Source organism: Nonomuraea sp. NPDC051298 (assembly GCF_055586305.1).
Genome location: NZ_JBVJIM010000002.1, coordinates 844,103 through 867,126, shown reverse-complemented (window position 1 = coordinate 867,126; position 23,024 = coordinate 844,103). Strand labels below are relative to the sequence as shown.

The window sequence follows — 23,024 nt, the reverse complement described above, 5'->3', positions numbered from 1 at the left end:
CGGCCGCCGCACGCCTTTACGCGCCGCGGTCGCCGTGCGAGCCTCAGGGTGTTCGTGAGATCACTGACAGGCAGCGGACCGAGACGGGAGACGTTCGGAGTGCACCATCACGGCGGCGACGCACGCAAGATCGAGCGCACAGACCTCCCCACCAGCCCGCAGGAGACCTGCCCGGTGGCCCGCTCCGACGACGGCGTCTGGCGGGTACGCGGCTACGCCCAGGCCAGGGCCGTGCTGCGCAGCCACGCCACCGTCCAGGCGGGCCTCGGCATCGAGACCGTGAACAAGCTGCCGTCCAGGATCCGGCGGCCGGTCCTCTACCGGGACGGCCCCGAGCACCGCGAGCACCGCCGCCAGACCGCGAAGTACTTCACGCCCCGCCGCGTGGACGAGCACTACCGCGAGCTGATGGCACGGGCCGCCGACGCGCGGCTCGCCGGTCTTCGGGCGGGCGGCAGCGCCCTGTTGTCCGAGCTGAGCTTCGGCATGGCGATCGAGGTGGCGAGCACCATCATCGGCCTCACGTCGAGCCGGCCCGGCGTCAGGGCTCGGCTGGAGCGGTTCTTCCCCGAGAAGTTCGGGCGGCCGGGGTTCACCAGCCCGCACGGGATCTACTGGGCGCTCCGCCAGGGCTTCAACTGGGCGAACTTCTACCTGGGCGACGTACGCCCCGCGATCGCCGACCACCGCCGCGAGCCGCGCGACGACCTCATCTCGCACCTGCTCTCGGAGGGGTGCACGGCGGCCGAGATCGTCGGGGAGTGCCTGACGTTCGCCGCGGCCGGGATGGTCACCACGCGGGAGTTCATCTGCGTGGCGGCCTGGCACCTGTTCACCGACGAGGCGCTGCTGGACCGCTACCGCGCGGCCGGCGAGCCCGAGCGGCTGGCCGTGCTGCACGAGATCCTGCGGTTGGAGCCCGTGGTGGGCCGGCTGCGCCGGCGTACCACAGAGGCGCTGGAGCTGGCCGGGGCCGACGGTCCTGTCACGGTGCCGCCGGGCGCGCTCGTCGAGGTGCTCGTCGACCAGGCCAACACCGACCCCGGCGCGATGGACGGTGACCCGCTGTCGTTGTGTCCCGGCCGTACGGTCGACGGTGGCACGGGCACCCCGGCGCTGTCCTTCGGCGACGGCCCGCACCGGTGCCCGGGGGCGGGCATCGCGGTCCTGGAGACCGACGTCTTCCTGACCCGCCTGTTCGCGCTGGACGGCGTCAGGATGGCGGTGGCGCCGCGGGTGACGTTCGCCAACGACATCGGCGGCTACGAGATCCGCGGCCTGGTCGTGAGCGCCGACGGCGGCCCCGGGTGACCTCGGCAGCAGGCGCGGGCGGCCCCTACGCGCCGCCCGCCGTCAGCGGCCCTCCCCCCGCACCTGCTCGCACTCGCTCAGCCTGCGCCGCAGGTGCGCCTGCTCGGGCTCGGTGCCGGCCGAGGCGAGCGCCTCGCGGTAGGCGGCAGCGGCCTCGCCGAAGCGGCCCAGCCGGTGCAGCAGGTCCGCCCGCGCCGTCGCGTACGGGTGGTAGCCGCGCAGCCGCTGCTCCCCGGCCAACTCGTCGAGCAGGGCCAGCCCCGCCTCGGCCCCGTCGCGCATGGCCACCGCCGCGGCCCGGTTGACCGCCACGACCGGCGAGGGGGCCAGCCTCAGCAGCACGTCGTAGAGCGCCACGATCTGCGGCCAGTCGGTGGTGGCCACGTCGGCGGCCTCGTCGTGCAGGGCGGCGATGGCGGCCTGGACCCCGTACAGGCCGGCCGGTCCGCCGGTGAGCGCGGCGACGGCCAGGCCCTGACCCTCCTCGATCATCGTACGGTCCCAGCGGGCGCGGTCCTGATCGTCGAGCAGCACCAGCTCGCCGTCCGGGCCGACCCTGGCCTCGCGCCGCGCGTGGATGAGCAGCATGAGGCCGAGCAGCCCGGCCACCTCCCGCTCGCCCGGCAGCAGGCGGCGCAGGATGCGGGCCAGCCGGAGGGCCTCCTCGGCCAGCTCCGTACGGAGGAGGGCGGGGCCCGAGCTGGCGGCGTACCCCTCGGTGAAGATCGAGTAGATCACCTGGAGGACGCCGGGCAGCCGTTCGGGCAGCTCGTCCGCGCCGGGCACGCGGAACGGGATGCGGGCCTCGCGGATCTTCTTCTTGGCCCGTACGATCCGCTTGGCCATGGTGGCCGGCGGGACCAGGAAGGCCCGCGCGACCTCCGGCGTGGTCAGCCCGGCCAGGCAGCGCAGCGTCAGCGCCACGCGGTCCTCGGCCGGCAGGGCCGGGTGGGCGCAGGTGAAGAAGAGCTGCAACCGCTCGTCGGGCAGCTCGCCGTCGGCGTCGGCGCCCGGCGCGGGCCCCGCCCGGTCGGCCTCCACCTGGAGCACGGCCAGCCGGGCGGCGTACGCGCGGTCGCGCCGCAGCCGGTCGACGGCCCGCCGCCGCGCGGTGGTCATCAGCCACGCCCCCGGCTTGGGCGGCACCCCGCCGACCCGCCAGTGCACCAGCGCCGCCTCGATCGCCTCCGAGGCGACCTCCTCGGCCAGGTCGAGGTCGCCGAAGCGGCGGACCAGAGCGGCCAGGAGCAGCCCGCGCTCCTCGCGGAAGACGGCCTCGACCGAGGGCCCCACCTCCCCGTGCCCGTCCCTCGTCATCAGACCTCCCGTCGCGACGCCGACCGCACGGCCGCGCTCAGACGTCGAAATCGGCGACCGGCCGGACCACGACGGAACCGCCGCCGCGGGCCCCCGGGCAACGGGCCGCCCAGTCGAGGGCGACGTCGAGGTCGGGCACGTCGATGACGTAGAAGCCGCCGAGGATCTCCCGCGTCTCGGCGAACGGCCCGTCGGTGACGGTACGCTCCCCCGACGCGCCCACGCGGACGGCGGTGGCGGTGGTCAGGTCGGCCAGCGCCTCACCGGAGACGTAGACCCCGGAGTCCTTGATGATCTTGTCGTAGGCCCCCCACTCCTCGAACGCGACCTCGTCGCAGTCAGCGGTGCCTGAGCCGTCGGTGTCGGTGGTGTTGATGAGGAGCATGTACTTCATGGTGTGTTCCCGTCTCGTCGTGGCGGCCCGGTTCGCCGCCTCGCCATGTCTACGAACGGGACGAGCGCGGAAAGACAGGCCCACGAAACTTTCTATCCGACCGCGGGGCCCGGATCCGCCCGGCCGTCCCCGTCGAGGGGCCTCAGGCGTCGAGGCGGCAGAGCCCCTCGGCCAGTGCCTTTGTGGTCAGGCGGGTGCGGCTGTCGCAGCCCAGCTTGGCGAAGATGTGCTCCAGGTGGGTCGTCACCGTGCGCACGCTGAGCACCAGCGCCGCCGCGATCTGCGGGTTGGAGTCGCCCGCCGCCACCCGGGTGAGCACGTCGACCTCCCGCCCCGTCAGCTCGTACGGCAGCGGGCACGGCCGCTCGGCCGCCACCGCCCCCTGGAGCGAGCCCTGGAACCCGACCCCGGCCCGCACCAGACGTACCTCCCGCCACCGGCCGTCGCCCCCGAGCCACAGCCCGCGCCGGTTCAGCTCGCGCGAGTCGATGAACACCCGCGCGTACGCCGCCATCGCCGGGTCGTCCCACAGCACCGCGGAGGTCTCGTGCCCCGGCACCGCGCGCCGGGTGCCGAGCCGGTCGTAGGCCACCGCGTGGAAGCCCGGCGGCAGCCCCACCGGGTCGATCACGCACCTGCTCAGGTCGGTGACGTGGGCCAGCAGCGGGCTGACCGCCGCCACCAGCGCCTCCGTCCGCCGCGGGAACGCCCGCGCGAAGGCCCGCGCGGAGACCAGGTGCAGCAGGCCCGTGAAGCGGCCCTCGTGCAGGAACAGCGGCGCCGTCAGCCCGGCCCGCCAGCCGTAGGGGGCGAGGTGGCGCCGGAAGTAGCGCTCGGTGCCCGGCTCGGGCATGCCGACGGGCGCGCGGGTGGCGACGGCCCTGCGGTACGCCTCCAGCCCCGCGTACTCCTCGGCCGCGTCGTGGTCGATGCGCGGGTGACCGTCGGAGACGACGCTGTGGTGGCGACCGGTGGCGGGGTCGTAGGCGACGAACTCGTAGGCGTCGAGCGGGACCACGCGGCGCAGCGCCGCCATCGCGCCTGGCCCGCCCCCACCGCCCGCGACCTGGTAGCCGACCTCGGCGAGCGCCTCGAGATGGCGCGCGTCAACGGTGATCAGGGCCACGACTGCTTTATATCATTGACCAAAATTCTCCTGAAGTTTTACCGGAAGGCGCGTCCCCGGCCGCCGATGCTAGGGTCGTTCGCATGCAGCGCGCTTCTGTCACGACGACGCCGGACCTCGTCCCGGCGCGCTGACTCCATGCTTCCCGGGCGGACGCCCGGGAGCCTGGTCGTTCGCCCTTTCCCAGGAAAGGATGATCATGAACGACCATCGCAGGCTCGGCCGCGAGCTGGGCATCTTCGGCACCGACCCGCTGATCGGCTCCGGCCTGCCCTACTGGCTGCCCGCCGGGGCGGCCGTGCGCAAGGCCGTCGAGGACTACGTCCACGAGCTCGAACGCCGTTCCGGATACCAGCACGTCAACTCCCCGGTGCTGGGCAAACGCGAGCTGTACGAGCGCTCGGGCCACTGGGCGCACTACGCCGAGGACATGTTCCCGCCGATGGAGGTGGGCGGGGAGGAGTTCGTGCTGCGGCCGAGCCTGTGCCCGCATCACGCGCTCATCTACCGTTCGCGCGGGCGCAGCCGCCGTGACCTGCCGTTGCGGGTGGCGGAGCTGGGCGGCATGTACCGCTCGGAGCCGTCGGGCGTGCTGGGCGGGCTGAGCCGGGTGCGGGCCATCCAGCTCAACGACGGCCACGTGTTCTGCGCGCCGGGCCAGGCCGGCGCGGAGGTGTCGGCCGCGCTCGACCTCATCGAGGCCGCGCACGCCCGGCTCGGCATCCGGGCCGCCCGATACCGGCTGTCGCTGGGCGGCGAGGGCGCCAAGTTCGTGGCCGACCCCGCCATGTGGGCGCGGGCGGAGGAGGTCCTGCGCGGGGTGCTGCGGGAGCGCGGACGGCCCTTCGACGAGGAGCGCGGCGAGGGCGCCTTCTACGGCCCCAAGATCGACATCCAGATCGCCGATCCGGCCGGGCGCGAGTCGACCCTGTCCACCGTCCAGGTCGACTACTTCCAGCCCGCCCGCTTCGACCTGCGCTACGCGGGCGGCGAGCGGCCCGGCGAGCGGCCCGTCATGGTGCACCGCAGCGTGGTCGGCGGCATCGAGCGCCTGGTCGCCCACCTCGTCGAGGTGCACGGCGGCGCGTTCCCCGCCTGGATGGCGCCGGTGCAGGCCGTGGTGCTGCCGCTGTCGGACGCCGAGCTGCCCGCCGCCACCGGGCTGCTGCGGCAGTGCCTGGAGGCGGGGCTGCGGGCCGAGCTGGCGCCCGCGGACCGGGGCAGCCTCGGGGCCAGGATCAGGGCGCACCGGCTGGTGCCGTACCAGCTCGTGGTGGGGCCGCGCGAGGTGGCGAGCGGGCGGGCGGCGGTGCGGCTGCGCGACGGCGGCCAGGCCGGTGCGGTGCCGATCGAACAGCTCGCCGCACAATCGCGACCGTTCGTCTGACCGGTGGAGATCAATAAGGTAACGGAGGGTTCCGCGATCACGTAAAGGGCTCGTAAGGTCCCTGCAACGCCGTGTCCGGGGGAGGGCGACTTGACCGAGCTGAGCGATCGGACGGCCGAGCTGGTTTCGGCCCATGAACAGGAACGTCCGGCGCGGGAGCTGGGCGGGCCGCTCCGGCTCGGCGTGTGGGTCCTGGGCGGGCTGCTGTCGGTGTACTCGCTGGCGGTGGTGTTCTGGCCGGTCGAGGCGATCGAGCACCGGATGACGTTCCTGGCGGTGGCGTTGCCGCTGGTCTTCCTCTGCTACCGCTCGGGGCTGTCCGCGCCGCTGCGCCGCCTCTTACGCCGCCCCGAGGCACCCCGGCCCGCGCAGGAGGGCGGGCGGCGGGCGGAGTGGCCGAGCGTGGCCGACTGGCTGCTGGCCGCCGCCTCGCTGGCCGTGCTGCTCTACCCGCTGCTCGACATCGACGCCTTCCGCGAGCGGGGCTCGGGCGCGGCGCTCACGGACCTCGACATCGCGGCGGGCGTGGCGCTGACGGTGCTGCTCCTGGAGGCGGTACGCCGCACCGTCGGCTGGTCGTTCGCCGTCATCTGCGTCGCCTTCCTCGTCTACACCGCGTACGGGTCGTACCTGCCGATCGACTGGAGCATCGGGCATCCGGGCTTCGACCTCAGCCAGATCGTGTCCCAGCTCTACACCGGCACCGAGGGCTTCTTCGGCGTCCCGATGCAGGTGGCCGCCAGCTACATCATCCTGTTCGCCGTCTACGGCGCGGTGCTCGAATACTCGGGCGCGAGCAAGTTCTTCATCGACCTGAGCTTCGCCGCCTTCCGCAGGTCGCGGGCCGCCCCAGGACGTACGGTCACCACGGCCGGCTTCCTGCTCGGCACCGTGTCGGGCTCGGGCGTGGCCACCACCGTCAGCCTGGGCAGCGTGGCCTGGCCCGTGCTGCGGCAGGCCGGCTACCCGAAGGAGCCGGCCGCGGGCATCCTGGCCGCGGGCGGCATCGGCGCCATCCTGTCGCCGCCCACGCTGGGCGCGGCGGCGTTCATCATCGCCGAGTACCTCGGGGTGAGCTACCTCCAGGTGCTCCTGTACGCGACGATCCCCACGCTGCTCTACTACCTGGGCGTCTTCCTGGCCATCGAGATCGACTCGCGCCGCTTCGGCACCCAGCCCGTGCGGGTGGACGCCCCCGGGGCCGGGCGGCTGCTGCTGCGCTTCGGCTACCACTTCAGCTCGCTGATCCTCATCGTCGTGCTGATGGCGCTGGACCGGTCGGCGTTCCAGTCGGTGGTGATCGCCACCGCGGTCGCGTTCTTGATGTCGTTCCTCGACCCGGCGCACCGGATGGGGCCCAGGCGGGTCGGGCGGGCGCTGGCCAGGGGCACGCTGGAGGTGCTGCCGGTGACCGCGGTGTGCGCGGCGGCGGGCATCATCGTGGGCGCGATCACGCTGACGGGGCTCGGGCAGAAGCTGGCCGACATCATCGTGGACATCGGCGCGGGCAGCCTGATCCTCACGACGGTCATGGCGGCGATCGCGGTGCTGCTGCTGGGCCTGGCCGTGCCGGTGACGGCGAGCTTCATCATCGCCGCCGTCATCATCGGGCCCGCGCTCTTCGACCTCGGGGTGACCAGGCCGGAGGCGTACATGTTCGTCTTCTACTACGCGGTGCTGTCGGAGGTGAGCCCGCCCACGGCGCTGTCCGCGGTCGCGGCGGCGGCCATCACGGGCGGCAACACGTACCGGACGATGATGATGACCTGGCGTTACACGTTGCCGGCGTTCCTGGTGCCGTTCGCCTTCGTGCTGACGCCGAACGGGCAGGCGCTGCTCGGGCAGGGGCCGTTCGGCACCGTGCTGCTGATGACGGCGGTCTCGGCGGTCGCCGTGGCCGCGCTGGCCCTGGCCACCGGCGGGCCGGCCGGCTGGCCGGTGCGGCTGCTGGCGGCGGTGGCCGCGGTGCTGCTGCTGTTCCTCGAACCCGTCCCCATCGTGGCCGGCCTCGCCGTGCTGGCCGTGGCCGCGGCCGTGCACCTCGTCGTCGGACGCAGGAGCCTCAGAAGAAGGAGAAGGGACCCAGCGTGAAGCGGATTCTCACGACAGTCGCCGCCGTCGTCCTGGCCGTGGCGGGGTGCGGCGCGGGCGGCGGCTCGGGCAACCGCATCTCGATCGCCACGGGCGGTACGACGGGCGTCTACTACGTCTACGGCGGCGGCCTGGCCAAGGAGCTGTCGTCCGGCATCGCCAACACCCAGGCGACGGCGTCGGTCACCTCGGCCTCCGTCGAGAACATCAAGCTGCTGGCCTCCGGCAAGGCCCAGCTCGGCTTCTCGCAGGCCGACACGGCCGCCGACGCGGTCAACGGCAAGGACACCTTCACCGCCAAGCAGCCGATCAAGGCCATCGCCCGCATCTACGACAACTACACCCACCTCGTGGTCTCCCCCGGCGTGGACGCGACCAAGGTCGCCGACCTGAAGGGCAAGCGCGTCTCGCTGGGCCCGGCCAACTCCGGCACCCAGGTCGTGGCCAGGCGCGTGCTGCAGGCGGCCGGGCTCGACCCCGACACCGACGTCATCAAGCAGCAGCTCTCCATCAACGAGTCGGTGCAGGCGGCCAAGGACGGCACCATCGACGCCTTCTTCTGGGTCGGCGGCCTGCCCACGTCCGGCATCACCGACCTGGCCGTGAGCAGGCCCGGCATGAAGCTGCTCGACACCGGCGAGGTGCTGGCGAAGATGCAGTCCACGTACGGCGAGCAGTACGTGGCGCTGAACGTGGACCTGTCCACCTACAAGCTGTCCGGCACGATCCAGACCGTGGGCATCGCGAACGTGCTGCTGGTGCCCGACTCGATGACCGAGCAGCTCGCGTACGACATCACCAAGACCCTCTTCGAGAAGAAGTCCGAGCTGTCGGCCGTGCACCCGGAGGCCGAGAAGCTCGACCCGGCGATGGGGCAGCAGGTCGCGCCGGTCGAGCTGCACCCGGGCGCGGCCCGCTACTACCGGGAGAAGGGCTGACTCCACGGCCGACTCCACGGCCGCGGGGAAGGGCCGCCCCCCGGCCGGCCGCGCGGCTGAGCCGGCTGGCCCGGCCGGTCCTCGCGCTCGCGGCGGTGGCGGCGCTCGGCGCGGGCGGCGGCGCCGGCCGCCTGACCGTGAACGGCCTGCCCATCGCCGCGGGCCGCTTCGCGATCGGCTACGTGCACTCGATCTACCGCGCGCCCTCGGCGGAGGTGTTCACCGTGGAGGGCGCGCGTTTCACCATGCGGGCGGTGGTCTCGCTGAGCGCGGGCGTCCTGGACTACTACGCCCTGGACGGGGAGCGGTCCCGCACGCCCGGCGGCGGATGGGTGCTGCGGCTGGCCGAGCCGGCGACGTACGCGGAGCTGTCGCTGCTGACCACCTCGATCGGCCGCAGGACGCTGGTGTCGGGCGGCCGGTGCCTGCCCCTCTACCCGGCCGAGGGCGCCGCCGAGGTGCGCGTGGCGCTGCGGCCCGCCCTGGAGGTGCGCGGCGAGCCCTGCCCGCCGCCCTACGCGGGCCCCCTCCAGCGGGCCGTGGGAGACGCGCAGGCCGCGCTCACAGCCAGTCCTTCTTCTTGAACACCGAGTACAGCGCCACGGAGGCCACCGCCACCAGCACCGTGGACATCCAGAAGCCCCACGGGGTCCCCTCACCCGGATAGGGCACGTTCTGGCCGTAGAAGCCGGTGATCATGGTGGGCACGGCGATGATCGCGGCCCAGCTCGTGACCCGCTTCATGATCTCGTTGAGCCGGAAGCCCTGCTGGGCCAGGCGGGTCTCGCGGACGTTCGCGAGCATGTCGCGGATGGACTCCAGCCACTCGGTCACCCGCAGCACGTGGTCGTAGACGTCCTCGTAGTACGGCACCATCACCGGGTCGGCGACCACCTCCTGATCGCGCCGGAGCAGGGTGCCGACCACCTCGCGCATGGGGATCGTGATCTTGCGTAGCCTGGTGGTCGTCTTGCGCAGCTCGTACATGGTGCGCTGGAGCTGCCTGCCGTCGTGGACCTGCTCCTCGAACAGCGACTCCTCCAGCGCCTCCGCCTGCCCGTCGAGGTCCTGCACCAGGTCGAACTGGGTGTCCACCACGTAGTCGAGCAGCCCGTGCAGCAGGAACGTCACCCCGTGCCCGGCCAGGCGGGAGGCGGCGTCCCAGCGCCGGAGCACCTCGCCGATGTCGAAGTGGTCGCTCCCGCGCACGGTGACCAGCGCGTTGGAAGTGACGAACAGGTTCACCTCGACGGGGTCGAGCCGTCCCTCGTCGAAGTGCAGGCCGTAGACGGTGATGAACAGGTGGTTGTCGTAGACGTCCACCTTCGGCCGCTGGTGGTCGGACAGGACGTCCTCGACCGCCAGCTCGTGCAGGCCCAGTTCCTCGCTGATCACCCCGAGATCGGCGGGCGACGGGGAGCAGAGATCGAACCAGACCGTGTTCTCGGGATCGCTGACATAGTCGGAGACGTCCGCGATGGGGAAGCCTTCCTTCACGAGGACGCCGTTACGGTACAGACGCGTGTGCACTAGCCGAGTCTGGCAAATCGCCTCGCGTTACGCACCGCCGCGCCCCCGGGATCGTTGTTGAAATAGACGTAGGCGTCCTGCCAGCCCGCCTCGCGCACCCTGGCCGCCCACGTCCTGAGCGCGCGCTCGCCGTACTCCCAGCGTGCCGTGCCCTCGTGCAGGCGTACGTAACCCCAGTCCGCGGTACGCCAGAGCGGCGACTGCGGCCGGCCCAGCCGGTCGGCCCAGCACAGCGCGGCGGCCCGCGCCAGCAGGACCTCGCGCACCTCCTCGCTCCACCACGACGGGTGCCGCGGCTCGACCGCCACCCTGACGTGCGCGGGGAAGCAGCGAAGGCACCTGTCGAGCAGGCCGGGGTCGCCCTTGAGGGTGGGCGGGAGCTGCAACAGGACCGGGCCGAGCTTGTCCCTCAGCCCGGCGGCGGCGCCCATGAGCCGCGCGACCGGCTCCTCCGGCTCGGCCAGCCGCTTGATGTGGGTGAGGAACCTGCTGGCCTTGACCGCCATCACGAACCCCGGCGGCGTACGGTCGCGCCAGGCCGCGAACGAGGCTGGGCTCGGCAGCCGGTAGAAGGCGTTGTTGCTCTCGACGGTGCGGAACTCGGCGGCGTACGTCTCCAGCCAGAGCCGCATCGGCACGCCCGCCGGATACAGGACCCCGCGCCAGTCCTTGTACTGCCACCCCGAGGTGCCCACCAGCCATGTCATGTCGTTGCGCCTACCCCGCGCGGCCGGGTGCAGTACTGTCCTTGTCGTCACCCGAGGAGGATCTCTCACGCGATGGGCGCCAACCACGCGCACGGCACCGCCGTACCCAGCTCGCGGCGCACGGTGGTGGTCGCCCTGGCCATCCTCGCACCGCTGGCGATCGTCACCCTGGCCGCGCTGGTGTGGCTCTGGCCCGAGGGCGGGAAGCAGACCCCCGCGGTGCAACCGGGCGTCGAACGGCTCACCGGCTCGGTCGTGAGCGTCGCGCTCAAACGTTGCCCGGCCGCCCCCGAGGGCTCACCCAAGCCCGACCCGGCCACCTGCGGCAACGCCGTCGTCAAGCTGGGAGACGGCCCCGAGCTGGGCCAGGACGTCGAGCTGCGGCTGCCCAGCGGCCCGGGGGCGCAGCACTTCGCCGCCGGTGACGACGTGATCCTGCTGCGGGGCGCCGACGGGACGTACCAGATCTCCGACCACGACCGTACGACGCCGCTGTGGTTGTTCGGGGCGGCGTTCGCGCTGGCGGTGATCGCGTTCGGGCGCTGGCGCGGGGTGACGGCGCTGGTGGGGCTGGCGGTCACGTTCGTGCTGCTGCTGACGTTCGTCATCCCCGGCATCCTGGAGGGCCGGTCACCGATGCTGGTGGCCATCGTGGGGGCGGCGGCCATCATGCTGATGGTGCTCTACCTCACGCACGGCTTCTCGCTGTCCACCTCCGTGGCGGTGCTGGGGACGCTGGCCAGCCTCACGCTGACGGGGCTGCTGTCGTACGGGGCGCTGGGGTTCGCCCAGCTCAACGGGGTCACCGACGACAGCGCGCTGATGCTGGGTATGAGCCTGTCGATCGACACGCGGGGGCTGCTGCTGGCCAGCATCATCATCGGCGCGCTGGGCGTGCTCGACGACGTCACGGTCACGCAGGCGGTGACGGTGGCGGAATTGGCCCACGCCAACCCGTCCTACGGCTTCACCCGCCTCTACCGGGCGGCCGGGCGCATCGGGCGGGCGCACATCGCCTCGGTGATCAACACGATCATCCTGGCGTACGCGGGGGCGTCGCTGCCGTTGCTGCTGCTGTTCAGCATCGGTGAGCAGCCGCTGGGCCAGGTGCTGACGACGCCGGTCATCGCGCAGGAGATCGTCCGCAGTGTCGTGGGCACGCTGGGGCTCATCGCGGCCGTGCCCATCACCACGGCCCTGGCCGCCTTCACCGCCGCCCGGCAGCGGGACGGCGAGGCCCACTCCCACGACGAGCCCGGCTCACATGGACAACCCGGCCACGGTGAACGGTCCGGCCGCCGTGCGCGGGCCGGGGCTCGTGAGCGGGTCGGGGCCCGTCTGCGTATCGGCTCCCGTCAGCGCGCCGACTCCGACGAGGAGCCCGGCGACTTCTTCGCCCCGCACACGCCCGCCGACGACGACTTCTTCACGCCGCTGCCACGTCCCGAGGCGCCCGCGCACCACGAGCCACCACACCACGAGCCGCCTCATCGGGAGCCACCGCACCACGAGCCGCCTCATCGCGAGCCGCCTCATCGGGAGTCACCGCCTCGGGAGCCGCAGCCCGAGCGCCCGGCCCGGCACCGCCGCCGCGCGGGCGCCTGACAGGCCGCCGGGCACGGGCGCAGGTCACTCGACCTCGGCGCTGCCGTCCACGCGCAGCTTGCGGCGGGCGCGCTCGTAGAAGGTGGTGCCCAGCCGCACCACCTTGGCCGCCCCCGGCCAGGCGACGACCGTGACGGTGTCGCCCGGGCACAAGTGACCCACCACGGCCCCGTCGACCTCCACCGCCAGCCGCCCGCTGCTCGGCAGCACCTGGAGCGTCACCTCCTCGTCGGCGGGCAGCACCAGGGCCCGGTTGAACGACGAGTGCGCGGCGGCGGCCACGACCAGCACCGCCTCCACCCGGGGCGAGACGATGGGCCCTCCGGCGGAGAAGCTGTAGGCCGTCGACCCGGTGGAGGTGGACACGATGACGGCGTCGGCGGCGTACCGGACGAAGGGGCTGCCCGACGGGGTGATGGACACGGCGGCCAGCCCGTCGCCGGGGAAGCGGACGAGCGCGATGTCGTTGAACGCCGTCACCTCGGTCCCCGTGATCCGGCTGCGGATGGCCATGCGCGGCTCGATCGTGTACTCGTGGGCGTCGATCGCCGACAGCGTACGGGGCAGCTCGTCCACGTCGATCTCCGCCAGGAAGCCGAGCTTGCCCAGGTTGACCCCCAGGATGGGCGTCTCCCGCCCGGCCAGCAGCCGCATGGTGCGCAGCATCGTCCCGTCGCCGCCGAGCCCGACCAGCAGGTCGGCCCGCTCCACCAACTCGGTGGCGTCGACCGGCACGGCGGTGCAGTCGATGCGCCCGACCTCCTCCGGCAGGCCGACCACGGTGGCGCCCTTGGCCGCGGCCCACCGCAGGATGATGTCGATCGCCTTCTTGGAGTCGCGCTGGGGATGCAGCACCAGCCCGACCGTACCGACCATGCCCATGAGCCCACACTAAGCCCCTGGACCGGCACTCGGACGTGGCGGGACGCGCGTCCGGCCGTGTCGCCGATCTCCGATAGCGTCGGTTCATGCGGCTTCATGTGGGATGCGCGATGTGGACGCACGCGCGCTGGCAGGGGCGGCTCCTGCCCGGTCACCTGCCTCAGGGCGAGCGCCTGCGGGCGTACGCGACCTGGTGCGACGCGGTGGAGGGCAACACGACGTTCTACGCCACCCCGTCACGCGCCACGGTCGAGACGTGGGCGGCCCAGACCCCGCCGGACTTTCGTTTCGTCGTCAAGCTGCCCAAGCCGGTCACCCACGAGCACCGCCTGGCGGGAGGCGAGGCGGAGCTGGGCGCGTTCCTCGACGCGATCGAGCCGCTGGGGCCGCGGGTGCACGCGCTCTGGGTGCAGCTCCCCGGCTCGTTCGCCCCCTCCGACGTGGGCGTCCTGGCCGCCTTCCTGCGGCGGCTGCCGCGCGGGCACAGCTACGCCGTCGAGGTCCGCCACCGCGCGTTCTTCGAGGACGAACGCGCCGAACGCCTCCTCGAACGGATCCTGGCGCCCGTGGCGGCCGAATGGGTGCCGTTCGACACGACGGTGATGTTCGCGAGCCCGCCGACCAGCGACGCCGAGCGCGACGCGTGGACGAAGAAGCCGCGCGTGCCGCGCCGCTCCCGCGCGCTGACCGGCCGTCCGATCGTGCGCTACCTGGGCCGCGACGACGAGCGGCGCACGGTGGAGGGCTGGCTGCCCTGGGTCGAGACGGCCGCGGAGTGGCTGCGCGAGGGCCGGTCCCCGACCGTGTTCATCCACACTCCCGACAACGCCGACGCGCCGCGCCTGGCCCGCCGCTTCCACGACGAGGTACGCGCCCGCGTCCCCGGCCTGGCCCCGCTCCCCGACCCGATGCCGGACGAAGAACCGCTGACGCTCTTCTGACGGCCCCGGCTTCTGACGGCCCGGCTTCTGACGGCTCCGGCTTCTGATGGCCCGGCTTCTTGACGGCTCCGACCCCTCAGCGGACGAGACAGGGCCGTTTCGGGTCGAACTCCCACCCCGCCACCAGAGATCGCATAGCGACGGAGTCGTCACGGGCGCCCAGGCCGTGCCTCAGATACAGCTCGTGGGCCGCGGCCAGGGCGTCGCGGTCCAGCTCGACCCCGAGGCCGGGCGTCGTCGGCACCTCGATCGCGCCGCCGCTGATCCGGAACGGCTCGGTGGTCAGCGCCTGCCCGTCCTGCCAGATCCAGTGCGTGTCCAGCGCCGTGATCTCGCCCGGCGCGGCGGCCCCGACGTGCGTGAACATGGCGAGCGAGATGTCGAAGTGGTTGTTGGAGTGCGACCCCCACGTCAGCCCGAAGTCGTGGCAGAGCTGGGCCACGCGGACCGACCCGGCCATGGTCCAGAAGTGCGGGTCGGCGAGCGGGATGTCCACGGCGTCGGCGCGTACGGCGTGCGCCAGCTCCCGCCAGTCGGTGGCGATCATGTTGGTCGCGGTCGGCAGCCCGGTCGCCCGCCTGAACTCGGCCATGGTCTCGCGTCCGGAGAAGCGGCCCTCGGCGCCGCACGGGTCCTCGGCGTAGGCCAGGACGCCGCCGAGCCCCCGGCACAGCCGTACGGCGTCGGCCAGCGGCCAGCAGCCGTTGGGGTCGAGCGTGACGCGGGCCCCGGGAAAGCGGCGGGCCAGCGCCTTGACCGCCTCGACCTCCTCCTCTCCGGCCAGCACGCCGCCCTTGAGCTTGAAGTCGGTGAAGCCGTAGCGCTCCTGCGCGGCCTCGGCCAGCGCCACGACGGCGTCCGGCGTGAGCGCCTCGCGGCGGCGCAGCCGGGACCAGCGGTCGTCGCCGCCGTCGTCCACGAGGTAGGGCAGGCCGGTCCGGCCGGGGTCGCCGACGTAGAACAGGTAGCCCAGCATCGGCACCCGGTCGCGGCGGCGGCCCTCGCCGAGCAGGTCGGCCACGGGCAGGCCGAGATACCGGCCGTGCAGGTCGAGCAGCGCGGACTCCAGCCCGGTGACGGCGTGCACGGTGGTACGCAGGTCGAACGTCTGCGCGCCGCGTCCCGCGGCGTCCCTGGCGGCGTAGCGCTCGGCCACCGAGCGCAGCAGGGTGCGGTAGCCGGCCACGGGCCGCCCGGTCAGCAGCGCGCCCGCCTCCTCGACGGTCCGCCTGATGGGCTCCCCGCCGGGCACCTCGCCCAGGCCGGTACGCCCGTCGGAGTCGGTGACGATGACGACGTTGCGGGTGAAGAACGGCCCGTGGGCGCCGCTGAGGTTGAGCAGCATGCTGTCGTACCCGGCGACGGGGACGACCTCCACGCGGTCGACGGTGGGAGACACGGCAGCCACCCCTAGCTGATCTTGTCGATGAGGGCCGTCAGCTCGGCCAGCTCGCCTTCGGTCAGGTCCTGCAGCGGCGGGCGGACGGGACCGGCCGGGCGGCCGACGGCGGCCAGGCCCGCCTTGATGATCGACACAGCGTACCCCTTCGTACGGTCGCGGATGTCCAGGTACGGGACCACGAACTCGCGGATGCGCCGGTAGACGGCCGCGCGGTCCTGGGCCAGGACGTCGGCGTAGAAGTCGAGCGCGTACCGCGGCACGAAGTTGAAGATCGCCGAGGAGTACGTGCTCATGCCGAGTTGGAGCAGCGGCAGCGCGAACGTCTCGGCCGTGGGCAGGCCGCCGACGTAGGCCAGGCGGTCGCCGACGGCGGCGTAGATACGGGTGAGGTGCTCGATGTTGCCGACGCCGTCCTTGAAGCCGACGAGCGTCTCGTTCCGCTCGGCCAGCTCCGCCACCGAGCGGTCGGTGAGCACGGCGTTGGCCCGGCTGTAGACGATCACTCCCAGGCCGGTGGCGCGGCAGACGGCGGAGACGTGCTCGACCAGGCCCGCCTGACCGGCTTCCGTGAGGTAGGGAGGCATCAGCAGCAGGCCGTCGGCCCCGGCGTCGGCGGCGGCCTCGGCCTGCGCCACGGCGAGCGCGGTGCCGCCGGTGGCCGGGGCCACGACCGGGACTCTGCCGTCCACCTCGTCGACCGCCACGCGGACCACCCGGTCGATCTCGGCCGGGGTCAGCGAGAAGCCCTCGCCGGTGCCCCCGGCGGCGAACAGCCCGGCCACGGGGTAGCCGCTCAGCCAGGACAGGTGCTCGCGGTAGCCCGCCTCGTCGAACTCCAGGTCATCGGTGAAGTGGGTGACGGGGAACGACAACAGGCCGCTCTTGAGCTGTGTGGCCAGCTCCTGCGGGGCGTAACGGGGCATGGGGCTGACGCTCCTCGCTTCAGGTGCGGCCGTGGGGGTCTCCCGTACCGCCGGTGGGTCTGAGACCGCCAGGCTAGGAAGGAGCGGCGATTCCTGTCCAAGTGCGTTTGTGTATCCGGCGATGCCGATGGAGCATCATGCCTCCAGGTCGGGCAGCAGCTCCAGGACCCGGCCGAGCGCGGGGTTGGTCGAGTTGCGGTCCCAGATGACGTGCAGCTCGACGGGTTCGCCCGCGACGGCCCTGCCGTCCGGGTGGCCGTCGAGGTGATCGCCGCCGCCCCTGACGAGGTCGCAGAAGGCGATGCCGTGCACGCCGAGCGAGCGGGCGCTGGCGGGCGCCAGCGCCACCCCCCGGCCCGCCGCCACCAGCAGCACGGCGGTGAGGATCTGGTGTACCTGCTGCTCGATGCGCGGGTGGGCGTTGGTGAGGAAGCGGACGGTCAGCTCGTGGAAGTAGCGCGACTGGACCGGGTTGTAGCTGATCACCGGCAGTCCGTCGAAGTCGTCGGGGGCGAGCGGGCGGCCCAGACCGGCCAGGCGGTGCCCGGCGGGCACCACGGCGCACAGCGGCTCGCGGAACACGACGCGCGAGTCGAGTGTGGCGATGTCGAACGGCGGGCGGGCCAGGCCGAGATCGAGTTCGCCGCGCAGCAGGCCGTCGACCTGCCCGGCGGTCACCCGTTCGTGGAGGATGACGTCGATCTCGGGCAGCCGTTCGGACAGCCGCCGCAGCAGCGTGCCGAGCATGCTGATGGCCGAGACGGCGGTGAAGCCCAGCCGTACGGTGCCCGCCGCGCCGCTGGCGATGCGCCGCGCCCGGTCACCGGCGGTGTCGACGAGGGAGAGCATGCGCCGGGCGTCCTCCAGGAAGCCGCGCCCGGCGTCGGTGAGCACCACGTGCCGGTTGTCGCGTTCCAGGAGGGTCACGCCGATCACGCGCTCCAGCTTCTGGATGTGCCGGCTGAGCGGAGGCTGGGTCATGCTCAGCCGATCAGCCGCGCGACCGAAGTGCAGTTCCTCGGCAACAGCGACAAATGCCCGGATCTGATCGAGTGTTAGCATGATGCGCAAAGAGTATCACTCGATACCGAAATGACCTTGGACAGGCATCAAGGCAGGTCCCTAGTCTCCGGAGAACTACAGAGCGGAAACCGTGCCGTAACACTACGCGACTCCTCCGCTGCACCAGATCCACGGGCGGCCTCCCCCGCCCGCACGAAGGAGCAGTCAATGCCGACGTCTCGGACAGCCCCCCGCCGCGTCCTCCTGAGTGTCGCCGGCGCGGCCGCCGCGATCGCGCTGACCGCGTGCGGTGGCGTCAAGACGACCTCCTCCGGTGGCGGCGACGGCGACTATCCGTCGGGCAACATCGAGTTCAGCGTCGGCGCCTCGGCGGGCGGCTCCACCGACCTCATCACCCGGGCGCTGGCCCAGGGCATGGGCAAGCAGCTCGGCGTCTCCGCCCCCGTGCTCAACAAGCCCGGCGCCAACGGCGCGCTCAACGCCAAGGAGCTCCAGTCGGCCGAGCCCGACGGCTACAAGATCGCCGTACAGAACGCCTCGCTCTTCACGATCACGCCGCTCACGGTCTCGCCCGCCGAGGCCACGAAGATCGACTCGTTCGACGTCATCACCGGCGTCTCGCGCGACGACTACGTCATGGCGACCAACACCCGATCCGGCTACACGTCCATCGAGGACATGAAGAAGGCCGGCAAGACCATCCGGTACGGCACCACCGGCGTCGGCACCGGCGCCCAGCTCGCCTCCGCGCTGACGTTCAAGACCGCCGGGATCGAGGCCACCGCCGTGCCGTTCGACGGCGGCGCCCCCAACCTGACCGCGCTGCTCGGCAACCAGGTGGACGTCTCCACCATGCAGATCGGCGAGGCCATCGAGAACATCGAGGCCGGCAAGCTCGTCCCGCTCGCCGTCTTCTCCGAGCAGCGCATCCCCTACCTGCCCGACGTGAAGACGGCCAAGGAGCAGGGCTTCGACGTGCTGGTCACCCAGTACCGCTTCCTGACCGCGCCCAAGGGCACGCCGGAGGGCGTCAAGGCCAAGCTGCTGGACGTGGCCAGGAAGACGTTCGCCACGCCGGAGTACAAGAAGTTCAACGAGGACAACTCGCTCACCCCCATGGAGGTCTCCCCGCAGGAGGTCCTCACGGCCCTGCGGAACGACGCCACCACCTACCAGGCGCAGCTCGGCAAGTTCGGCATCAGCCTGGCCGGCTGACCGCGGCCCGCGCCCGCCACGAAGGAGTGTGCATGTCCATCCCCGACCCCGGCCCCACCCCCGCCGACCCCACCCCCGCCGACCCGTCCGGCGACGGGACGGGCGCGGCCCGGCCGCCGCACGCCGGGCCGGTCTCGCAGGTCGCGGCGGCCGCGGTGGCGCTGGCGGTCGGCGTCTGCGGCGCGATCGGCTCGTCCGCGCTCGGGCTCGGACGCCTCACCCAGCCGGGGCCCGGCCTGTGGCCGTTCGCCGTCAGCGTCGTCATCGTCGTCCTGTCGGCCGTGCTCGTCGTCACGGGCCGCGGCCTGACGGACTCCGAACGGTTCTCCCGGTCGAGCCTGCTCACCGCGGCCGGCCTGGTGAGCCTCGTGCTGCTCGCCGCGCTGCTGCCGCTGATCGGCTTCGAGATCCCCTCGCTGCTGCTCATGTTCGTCTGGCTGCGCTGGCTGGGCGGGGAGTCGTGGCGCTCCGCCGTCATCGTCAGCATCGCCTCCGTGGCGGCGTTCTACCTGCTGTTCGTGGTGCTGCTGCGGGTGCCGCTCCCCCACCTCGTCTGAGAAAGCCTCGTCTGAGAAAGTCGCATGGACATCTCCCCGATCCTCAACGGCTTCGGCGTCGTCCTCGAGCCGGCCAACCTGCTCTACTGCCTCGTCGGCGTCGTCATCGGCATGCTCATCGGCGTGCTGCCCGGCCTCGGGCCCGGCGCGACGATCGCCATCCTGCTGCCGATCACGTACGGCATCGGGCCGGTGTCCGCGATCATCATGCTGGCCGGCATCTTCTACGGCGCCCAGTACGGCGGCACGATCACCTCGGTCCTGCTCCGCCTGCCCGGCGAGGCGTCCTCGGTGGTGACCGTCTTCGACGGCTTCGCGCTGGCCAAACGGGGCAGGGCGGGCACCGCGCTGGGCATCGCGGCCATCGGCTCGTTCATCGGCGGCACGGTCTCGATCCTCGGCCTGACGCTGGTCGCGCCGATCGTGGCCGGGTTCGCGCTCGACTTCGGGCCGCCCGAGTACGCCGCCCTGGGCATCCTCGGCGTGCTGCTGATCTCGTCGGTCGGCAACGGCAACAGGCTCAAGGCCGTCATCGCGGCCTGCGTCGGCCTGCTGATCGCGACCGTCGGCCGCGACACGTTCACCAGCGCGGAACGCTTCACCTTCGGCAGCCTCAACCTCGCCGAGGGCATCGACTTCATCCCGATCGCCATGGGCCTGTTCGGCCTGAGCGAGATCCTGCACAACCTGGAGCAGCGGCACAAGGCGGTGGACTCCCCCGCCGAGGTCGGCGACGTCTGGCCCTCCCGCCAGGACCTCGGGCAGGCCAAGGGCGCGATCGGGCGCGGCTCGCTCGTCGGGTTCGTGCTCGGCGTGCTGCCGGGCGGCGGGGCGGTGCTGTCGTCGCTGGCCGCGTACGCGCTGGAGAAGCGGCGGGCCAAGCGGCCCGAGCGCTTCGGCCGGGGCGCGATCGAAGGCGTGGCCGCGCCGGAGACGGCCAACAACGCCGCCGCCACCTCGTCCTTCATCCCGCTGCTCACGCTGGGCATCCCGGCGAACGCGACGATGGCCCTGATGTTCGGCGCGCTGCTCATCCAGGGCATCCAGCCGGGCCCGCAACTGGTCACCGAGCACCCGGACGTGTTCTGGGGCGTGGTCAACTCGATGTACCTCGGCAACATCCTGCTGCTGATCATGAGCATTCCGATGGTCGGGCTGTTCGTGAAGATCCTGCGGGTCCGTCCGGCGATCCTGGCGCCGATCACGGTGCTCATCACGCTGCTGGGCGCGTACACGGTGAACAACCAGATCTACGACGTCTTCCTGGTGATCGCGTTCGGCCTGCTGGGGTACCTGATGAAGAAGTTCGGCTTCGAGCCGGGGCCGCTCGTGCTGGCGTTCGTGCTCGGCTCGATGATCGAGAACTCGGCGCGGCAGTCGCTGCTGATCTTCGGCGGCGACCCGACCGGCTTCCTCACCCGGCCCATCTCGGGCACGGTGCTCGCCCTGGTCCTGCTCGTGGCCGTGTGGCCGCTGCTCCGCACGGCCCTGCGCCGCAGGACGTCCGCCCCTGCCTCCGACCCCGTGAAGGAGAAGATCTCATGACCGTCGCGGCCGGGCGGGTCAGCCGGGTCACCGTCACCCCCGTCGCCTTCCGCGACCCGCCCCTGCTCAACGTGGTCGGCGTCCACCAGCCGTACGTCCTGCGCGCGATCGTCCAGGTCCACACCGACGAGGGCCTGGTGGGACTCGGCGAGACGTACGCCGACCAGGCCCACCTCGGCCGGCTGGAGGCGGTGGCCGCGGCCCTGCCCGGCGCGGACGTCTTCGACCTCAACGCCCTGCGCCGCCTCGTGGTCGAGACCCTGGGCGCCTCGACGGGCGGGGCGGGCGCGAGCTTCGGCGGCATGCTGGAGGTCTCCAGCGCCGTGGACACCGTGGTGGCGCCCTTCGAGGTGGCGCTGCTCGACCTGCAGGGCAGGGCGCTGGGGCGGCCGGTGAGCGACCTGCTGGGCGGGGCCGTACGCGGGCGGGTGCCGTACTCGGCGTACCTGTTCTACAAGTGGGCGGGCCACCCCGGGCACGACGACGACACGTGGGGCGAGGGCCGCACGCCCGAGCAGATGGTCGCCCAGGCGCGGCGGATGGTCTCGGAGTACGGCTTCACCGCCATCAAGCTCAAGGGCGGCGTGCACCCGCCCGAGCACGAGATCGAGACCGTCGAGGCCCTGGCCGCGGCCTTCCCCGGGCACGCGCTGCGCCTCGACCCGAACGGCGCCTGGACGGTCGGGACCGCGATCGGGGTGGCCGACCGGCTCGCGGGCGTCCTGGAGTACCTGGAGGACCCGACCCCCGGCATCGACGGCATGGCGGCGCTCTCCCGGCACACCGGCCTCCCGCTGGCCACCAACATGTGCGTCATCGCCTTCGAGCACCTCAAGCCCGCGGTCGCCGCCGACGCCGTGCAGGTGGTGCTCTCGGACCACCACCTGTGGGGCGGCCTGCGGCGCTCGGCGCTGCTCGGGGGCATCTGCGAGACGTTCGGCCTGGGGCTGTCGATGCACTCCAACTCCCACCTCGGGGTCAGCCTGGCGGCCATGACCCATCTGGCCGCCACCACCCCGAACCTCACCTACGCCTGCGACACGCACTACCCGTGGAAGACGGAGGAGGTCGTCAAGCCGGGGGTGCTGGAGTTCCGCGAGGGCGGCGTGGCCGTGCCGACCGGCCCGGGGCTGGGCGTCGAACTGGACGAGGACGCGCTGGCCGCCCTGCACGAGCAGTACGTGAGGTGCGGGCAGCGGGGGCGGGAGGACACGGCGTACATGCGTACGGTCGTGCCCGCCTTCGTCCCCAACACGGCCCGCTGGTGACCGGCGAGGACGTCCGGCCCCGATCCTGGGCTCCCCCGGCCGGCGCGCTCGCGGCCTTCCACCTCACGGGTACGGCGCACCCGCTCACGGGCGGCCAGGGGCAGAGTTTCCGAGCCGGGAACGCGATCCTGAAGCCGGTCGACGACGTGGAAGAGGCCGAGTGGTCCGCGGAGGTGTTCGCGGGTCTGGCTCCCTCGGCGGAGTTCCGAGTCCCCCGGCCCTGTCGCGCGGACGACGGAAGCCACGTCGTGGCCGGGTGGGCGGGCTACGAGTTCGTGGCGGGCCAGGCGGGGCCCGCCGGTGAGTGGGCGACGCTGCTGGCCGCCGGCCGGGCCTTTCACCAGGCGTTGCGTCACCTGCCCCGGCCCGGCCTGCTCGACCGGCGCCGGCATCCCTGGGCGGTGGCCGACCGCATCGCATGGGACGAGATCGGCCCGGTGGCCCAGGCTCACACGAACGGGCTGCTGACGACGTTGCGGGCGCTCATGCGTCCCGTGGACGCACCGAGTCAGCTCGTGCACGGGGATCTGACGGGAAATGTGCTGCTGCAGCCGGGGCAACCGCCCGCCGTGATCGACTTCTCGCCCTATTGGCGGCCCGCCGGGTACGCCGAAGCCATAGTCGTCGCCGACGGCCTCCTCTACCACGACGCGGCCCCAGCACTCATCGACAGCGCGCTTCCCGGCCGCGACGGGCTCCAGATGCTGGTCAGGGCCCTGATCTTCCGGCTGTCCGCGTCGGCCCTCCTCGGAGGCCCGGGCAAGACCGTCCCTCAGGAGGAACTGGCCCGCTTCGCCCGTGTCACCGGCCTGCTGAGGGAACGATTTCCTGCGGACGCCGGCCCCGGCACCTGATCGGCGGC

At 72.6% G+C, this 23,024-nt stretch carries 21 protein-coding genes; 12 read left to right on the top strand and 9 right to left on the bottom strand.

Features of this window, described 5'->3' with window-relative positions:
• Window positions 1–54: 54 nt before the first annotated feature.
• On the top strand, window positions 55–1,311 hold the full coding sequence (locus tag ACZ6S0_RS09275) for a cytochrome P450 (RefSeq protein WP_465914969.1): 1,257 nt from the start codon (window positions 55–57) through the stop codon (window positions 1,309–1,311).
• Window positions 1,312–1,353: 42 nt separating this feature from the next.
• On the opposite strand, the gene ACZ6S0_RS09270 is transcribed toward ACZ6S0_RS09275, so the two are convergent.
• The 3 genes from ACZ6S0_RS09270 to ACZ6S0_RS09260 all read right to left on the bottom strand — a co-directional run bounded on the left by ACZ6S0_RS09270 (window position 1,354) and on the right by ACZ6S0_RS09260 (window position 4,148).
• Window positions 1,354–2,628: an RNA polymerase sigma factor gene (locus ACZ6S0_RS09270; RefSeq protein ID WP_465914967.1), complete on the bottom strand. Its 1,275-nt coding sequence runs from the start codon at window positions 2,626–2,628 to the stop codon at window positions 1,354–1,356.
• A gap of 37 nt (window positions 2,629–2,665) precedes the next feature.
• Window positions 2,666–3,022: a YciI family protein gene (locus ACZ6S0_RS09265; protein WP_465914964.1), complete on the bottom strand. Its 357-nt coding sequence runs from the start codon at window positions 3,020–3,022 to the stop codon at window positions 2,666–2,668.
• A gap of 142 nt (window positions 3,023–3,164) precedes the next feature.
• On the bottom strand, window positions 3,165–4,148 hold the full coding sequence (locus ACZ6S0_RS09260; protein WP_465914962.1) for a helix-turn-helix transcriptional regulator: 984 nt from the start codon (window positions 4,146–4,148) through the stop codon (window positions 3,165–3,167).
• A gap of 130 nt (window positions 4,149–4,278) precedes the next feature.
• On the opposite strand from ACZ6S0_RS09260, the gene thrS reads away from it, so the two are divergent.
• From thrS to ACZ6S0_RS09240, 4 genes are all read left to right on the top strand, one after another.
• A complete protein-coding gene (gene thrS / locus ACZ6S0_RS09255; protein ID WP_465915242.1) occupies window positions 4,279–5,535 on the top strand; it encodes a threonine--tRNA ligase in 1,257 nt (418 codons plus the stop codon).
• 90 nt (window positions 5,536–5,625) lie between these two features.
• Window positions 5,626–7,626 (top strand): TRAP transporter permease, encoded by a 2,001-nt coding sequence (locus ACZ6S0_RS09250; RefSeq protein ID WP_465914960.1) that lies wholly within the window; start codon window positions 5,626–5,628, stop codon window positions 7,624–7,626.
• Complete coding sequence (locus ACZ6S0_RS09245) at window positions 7,623–8,564, top strand: TAXI family TRAP transporter solute-binding subunit (RefSeq protein ID WP_465914957.1); 942 nt, start codon at window positions 7,623–7,625, stop codon at window positions 8,562–8,564. The genes ACZ6S0_RS09250 and ACZ6S0_RS09245 overlap by 4 nt, the downstream gene beginning before the upstream one ends.
• 95 nt (window positions 8,565–8,659) lie before the next feature.
• Window positions 8,660–9,148 (top strand): DUF1850 domain-containing protein, encoded by a 489-nt coding sequence (locus tag ACZ6S0_RS09240; protein WP_465914955.1) that lies wholly within the window; start codon window positions 8,660–8,662, stop codon window positions 9,146–9,148.
• On the opposite strand, the gene ACZ6S0_RS09235 is transcribed toward ACZ6S0_RS09240, so the two are convergent.
• Entirely contained in the window at window positions 9,126–10,094 is a 969-nt protein-coding gene (locus ACZ6S0_RS09235) for a magnesium transporter CorA family protein (protein WP_465914953.1), read from the bottom strand. The two genes, ACZ6S0_RS09240 and ACZ6S0_RS09235, sit on opposite strands and share 23 nt — an antisense overlap.
• Window positions 10,094–10,801 (bottom strand): DUF72 domain-containing protein, encoded by a 708-nt coding sequence (locus ACZ6S0_RS09230; protein ID WP_465914952.1) that lies wholly within the window; start codon window positions 10,799–10,801, stop codon window positions 10,094–10,096. The genes ACZ6S0_RS09235 and ACZ6S0_RS09230 overlap by 1 nt, the downstream gene beginning before the upstream one ends.
• 72 nt (window positions 10,802–10,873) lie before the next feature.
• On the opposite strand from ACZ6S0_RS09230, the gene ACZ6S0_RS09225 reads away from it, so the two are divergent.
• Complete coding sequence (locus ACZ6S0_RS09225; RefSeq protein WP_465914950.1) at window positions 10,874–12,406, top strand: YibE/F family protein; 1,533 nt, start codon at window positions 10,874–10,876, stop codon at window positions 12,404–12,406.
• A 24-nt stretch (window positions 12,407–12,430) separates the two neighbouring features.
• On the opposite strand, the gene ACZ6S0_RS09220 is transcribed toward ACZ6S0_RS09225, so the two are convergent.
• Window positions 12,431–13,288: an NAD(+)/NADH kinase gene (locus tag ACZ6S0_RS09220; RefSeq protein WP_465914948.1), complete on the bottom strand. Its 858-nt coding sequence runs from the start codon at window positions 13,286–13,288 to the stop codon at window positions 12,431–12,433.
• Between the two features lie 86 nt (window positions 13,289–13,374).
• Between ACZ6S0_RS09220 and ACZ6S0_RS09215 the strand changes: the two genes are divergently transcribed.
• On the top strand, window positions 13,375–14,229 hold the full coding sequence (locus ACZ6S0_RS09215) for a DUF72 domain-containing protein (RefSeq protein WP_465914946.1): 855 nt from the start codon (window positions 13,375–13,377) through the stop codon (window positions 14,227–14,229).
• A 76-nt stretch (window positions 14,230–14,305) separates the two neighbouring features.
• Here ACZ6S0_RS09215 and ACZ6S0_RS09210 read toward each other — a convergent pair whose 3' ends face one another.
• The 3 genes from ACZ6S0_RS09210 to ACZ6S0_RS09200 all read right to left on the bottom strand — a co-directional run bounded on the left by ACZ6S0_RS09210 (window position 14,306) and on the right by ACZ6S0_RS09200 (window position 17,616).
• On the bottom strand, window positions 14,306–15,628 hold the full coding sequence (locus tag ACZ6S0_RS09210) for an enolase C-terminal domain-like protein (protein ID WP_465914944.1): 1,323 nt from the start codon (window positions 15,626–15,628) through the stop codon (window positions 14,306–14,308).
• Window positions 15,629–15,639: 11 nt separating this feature from the next.
• On the bottom strand, window positions 15,640–16,554 hold the full coding sequence (gene kdgD, locus ACZ6S0_RS09205) for a 5-dehydro-4-deoxyglucarate dehydratase (protein ID WP_465914942.1): 915 nt from the start codon (window positions 16,552–16,554) through the stop codon (window positions 15,640–15,642).
• Between the two features lie 135 nt (window positions 16,555–16,689).
• Window positions 16,690–17,616 carry a LysR substrate-binding domain-containing protein gene (locus ACZ6S0_RS09200; RefSeq protein WP_465914940.1) on the bottom strand — a complete coding sequence of 309 codons (927 nt, stop codon included), beginning with the start codon at window positions 17,614–17,616 and terminating at the stop codon, window positions 16,690–16,692.
• Between the two features lie 168 nt (window positions 17,617–17,784).
• Between ACZ6S0_RS09200 and ACZ6S0_RS09195 the strand changes: the two genes are divergently transcribed.
• Genes ACZ6S0_RS09195 through ACZ6S0_RS09175 form a run of 5 tightly spaced genes read left to right on the top strand, consistent with a single transcriptional unit; the run spans window position 17,785 to window position 23,016 of the window.
• Window positions 17,785–18,792 (top strand): tripartite tricarboxylate transporter substrate binding protein, encoded by a 1,008-nt coding sequence (locus tag ACZ6S0_RS09195; RefSeq protein WP_465914938.1) that lies wholly within the window; start codon window positions 17,785–17,787, stop codon window positions 18,790–18,792.
• A gap of 32 nt (window positions 18,793–18,824) precedes the next feature.
• Complete coding sequence (locus ACZ6S0_RS09190; protein ID WP_465914936.1) at window positions 18,825–19,349, top strand: tripartite tricarboxylate transporter TctB family protein; 525 nt, start codon at window positions 18,825–18,827, stop codon at window positions 19,347–19,349.
• A gap of 24 nt (window positions 19,350–19,373) precedes the next feature.
• On the top strand, window positions 19,374–20,894 hold the full coding sequence (locus ACZ6S0_RS09185; protein WP_465914934.1) for a tripartite tricarboxylate transporter permease: 1,521 nt from the start codon (window positions 19,374–19,376) through the stop codon (window positions 20,892–20,894).
• Window positions 20,891–22,162, top strand: coding sequence for a glucarate dehydratase family protein (locus tag ACZ6S0_RS09180; RefSeq protein WP_465914932.1), 1,272 nt, complete (start codon window positions 20,891–20,893; stop codon window positions 22,160–22,162). Before ACZ6S0_RS09185 ends, ACZ6S0_RS09180 begins: the two co-directional genes overlap by 4 nt.
• Window positions 22,159–23,016, top strand: coding sequence for a hypothetical protein (locus tag ACZ6S0_RS09175; protein ID WP_465914931.1), 858 nt, complete (start codon window positions 22,159–22,161; stop codon window positions 23,014–23,016). Before ACZ6S0_RS09180 ends, ACZ6S0_RS09175 begins: the two co-directional genes overlap by 4 nt.
• Window positions 23,017–23,024 lie beyond the last annotated feature (8 nt).

Coding starts and splice junctions, on each gene's coding strand:
- ACZ6S0_RS09265 (WP_465914964.1), bottom strand. CDS start 3,022: ATGAAGTACATGCTCCTCATCAACACCACCGACACCGACGGCTCAGGC.
- ACZ6S0_RS09270 (WP_465914967.1), bottom strand. CDS start 2,628: ATGACGAGGGACGGGCACGGGGAGGTGGGGCCCTCGGTCGAGGCCGTC.
- ACZ6S0_RS09190 (WP_465914936.1), top strand. CDS start 18,825: ATGTCCATCCCCGACCCCGGCCCCACCCCCGCCGACCCCACCCCCGCC.
- ACZ6S0_RS09180 (WP_465914932.1), top strand. CDS start 20,891: ATGACCGTCGCGGCCGGGCGGGTCAGCCGGGTCACCGTCACCCCCGTC.
- ACZ6S0_RS09225 (WP_465914950.1), top strand. CDS start 10,874: ATGGGCGCCAACCACGCGCACGGCACCGCCGTACCCAGCTCGCGGCGC.
- ACZ6S0_RS09230 (WP_465914952.1), bottom strand. CDS start 10,801: ATGACATGGCTGGTGGGCACCTCGGGGTGGCAGTACAAGGACTGGCGC.
- ACZ6S0_RS09195 (WP_465914938.1), top strand. CDS start 17,785: ATGCCGACGTCTCGGACAGCCCCCCGCCGCGTCCTCCTGAGTGTCGCC.
- kdgD (WP_465914942.1), bottom strand. CDS start 16,554: ATGCCCCGTTACGCCCCGCAGGAGCTGGCCACACAGCTCAAGAGCGGC.
- ACZ6S0_RS09200 (WP_465914940.1), bottom strand. CDS start 17,616: ATGCTAACACTCGATCAGATCCGGGCATTTGTCGCTGTTGCCGAGGAA.
- ACZ6S0_RS09220 (WP_465914948.1), bottom strand. CDS start 13,288: ATGGGCATGGTCGGTACGGTCGGGCTGGTGCTGCATCCCCAGCGCGAC.
- ACZ6S0_RS09215 (WP_465914946.1), top strand. CDS start 13,375: ATGCGGCTTCATGTGGGATGCGCGATGTGGACGCACGCGCGCTGGCAG.
- ACZ6S0_RS09185 (WP_465914934.1), top strand. CDS start 19,374: ATGGACATCTCCCCGATCCTCAACGGCTTCGGCGTCGTCCTCGAGCCG.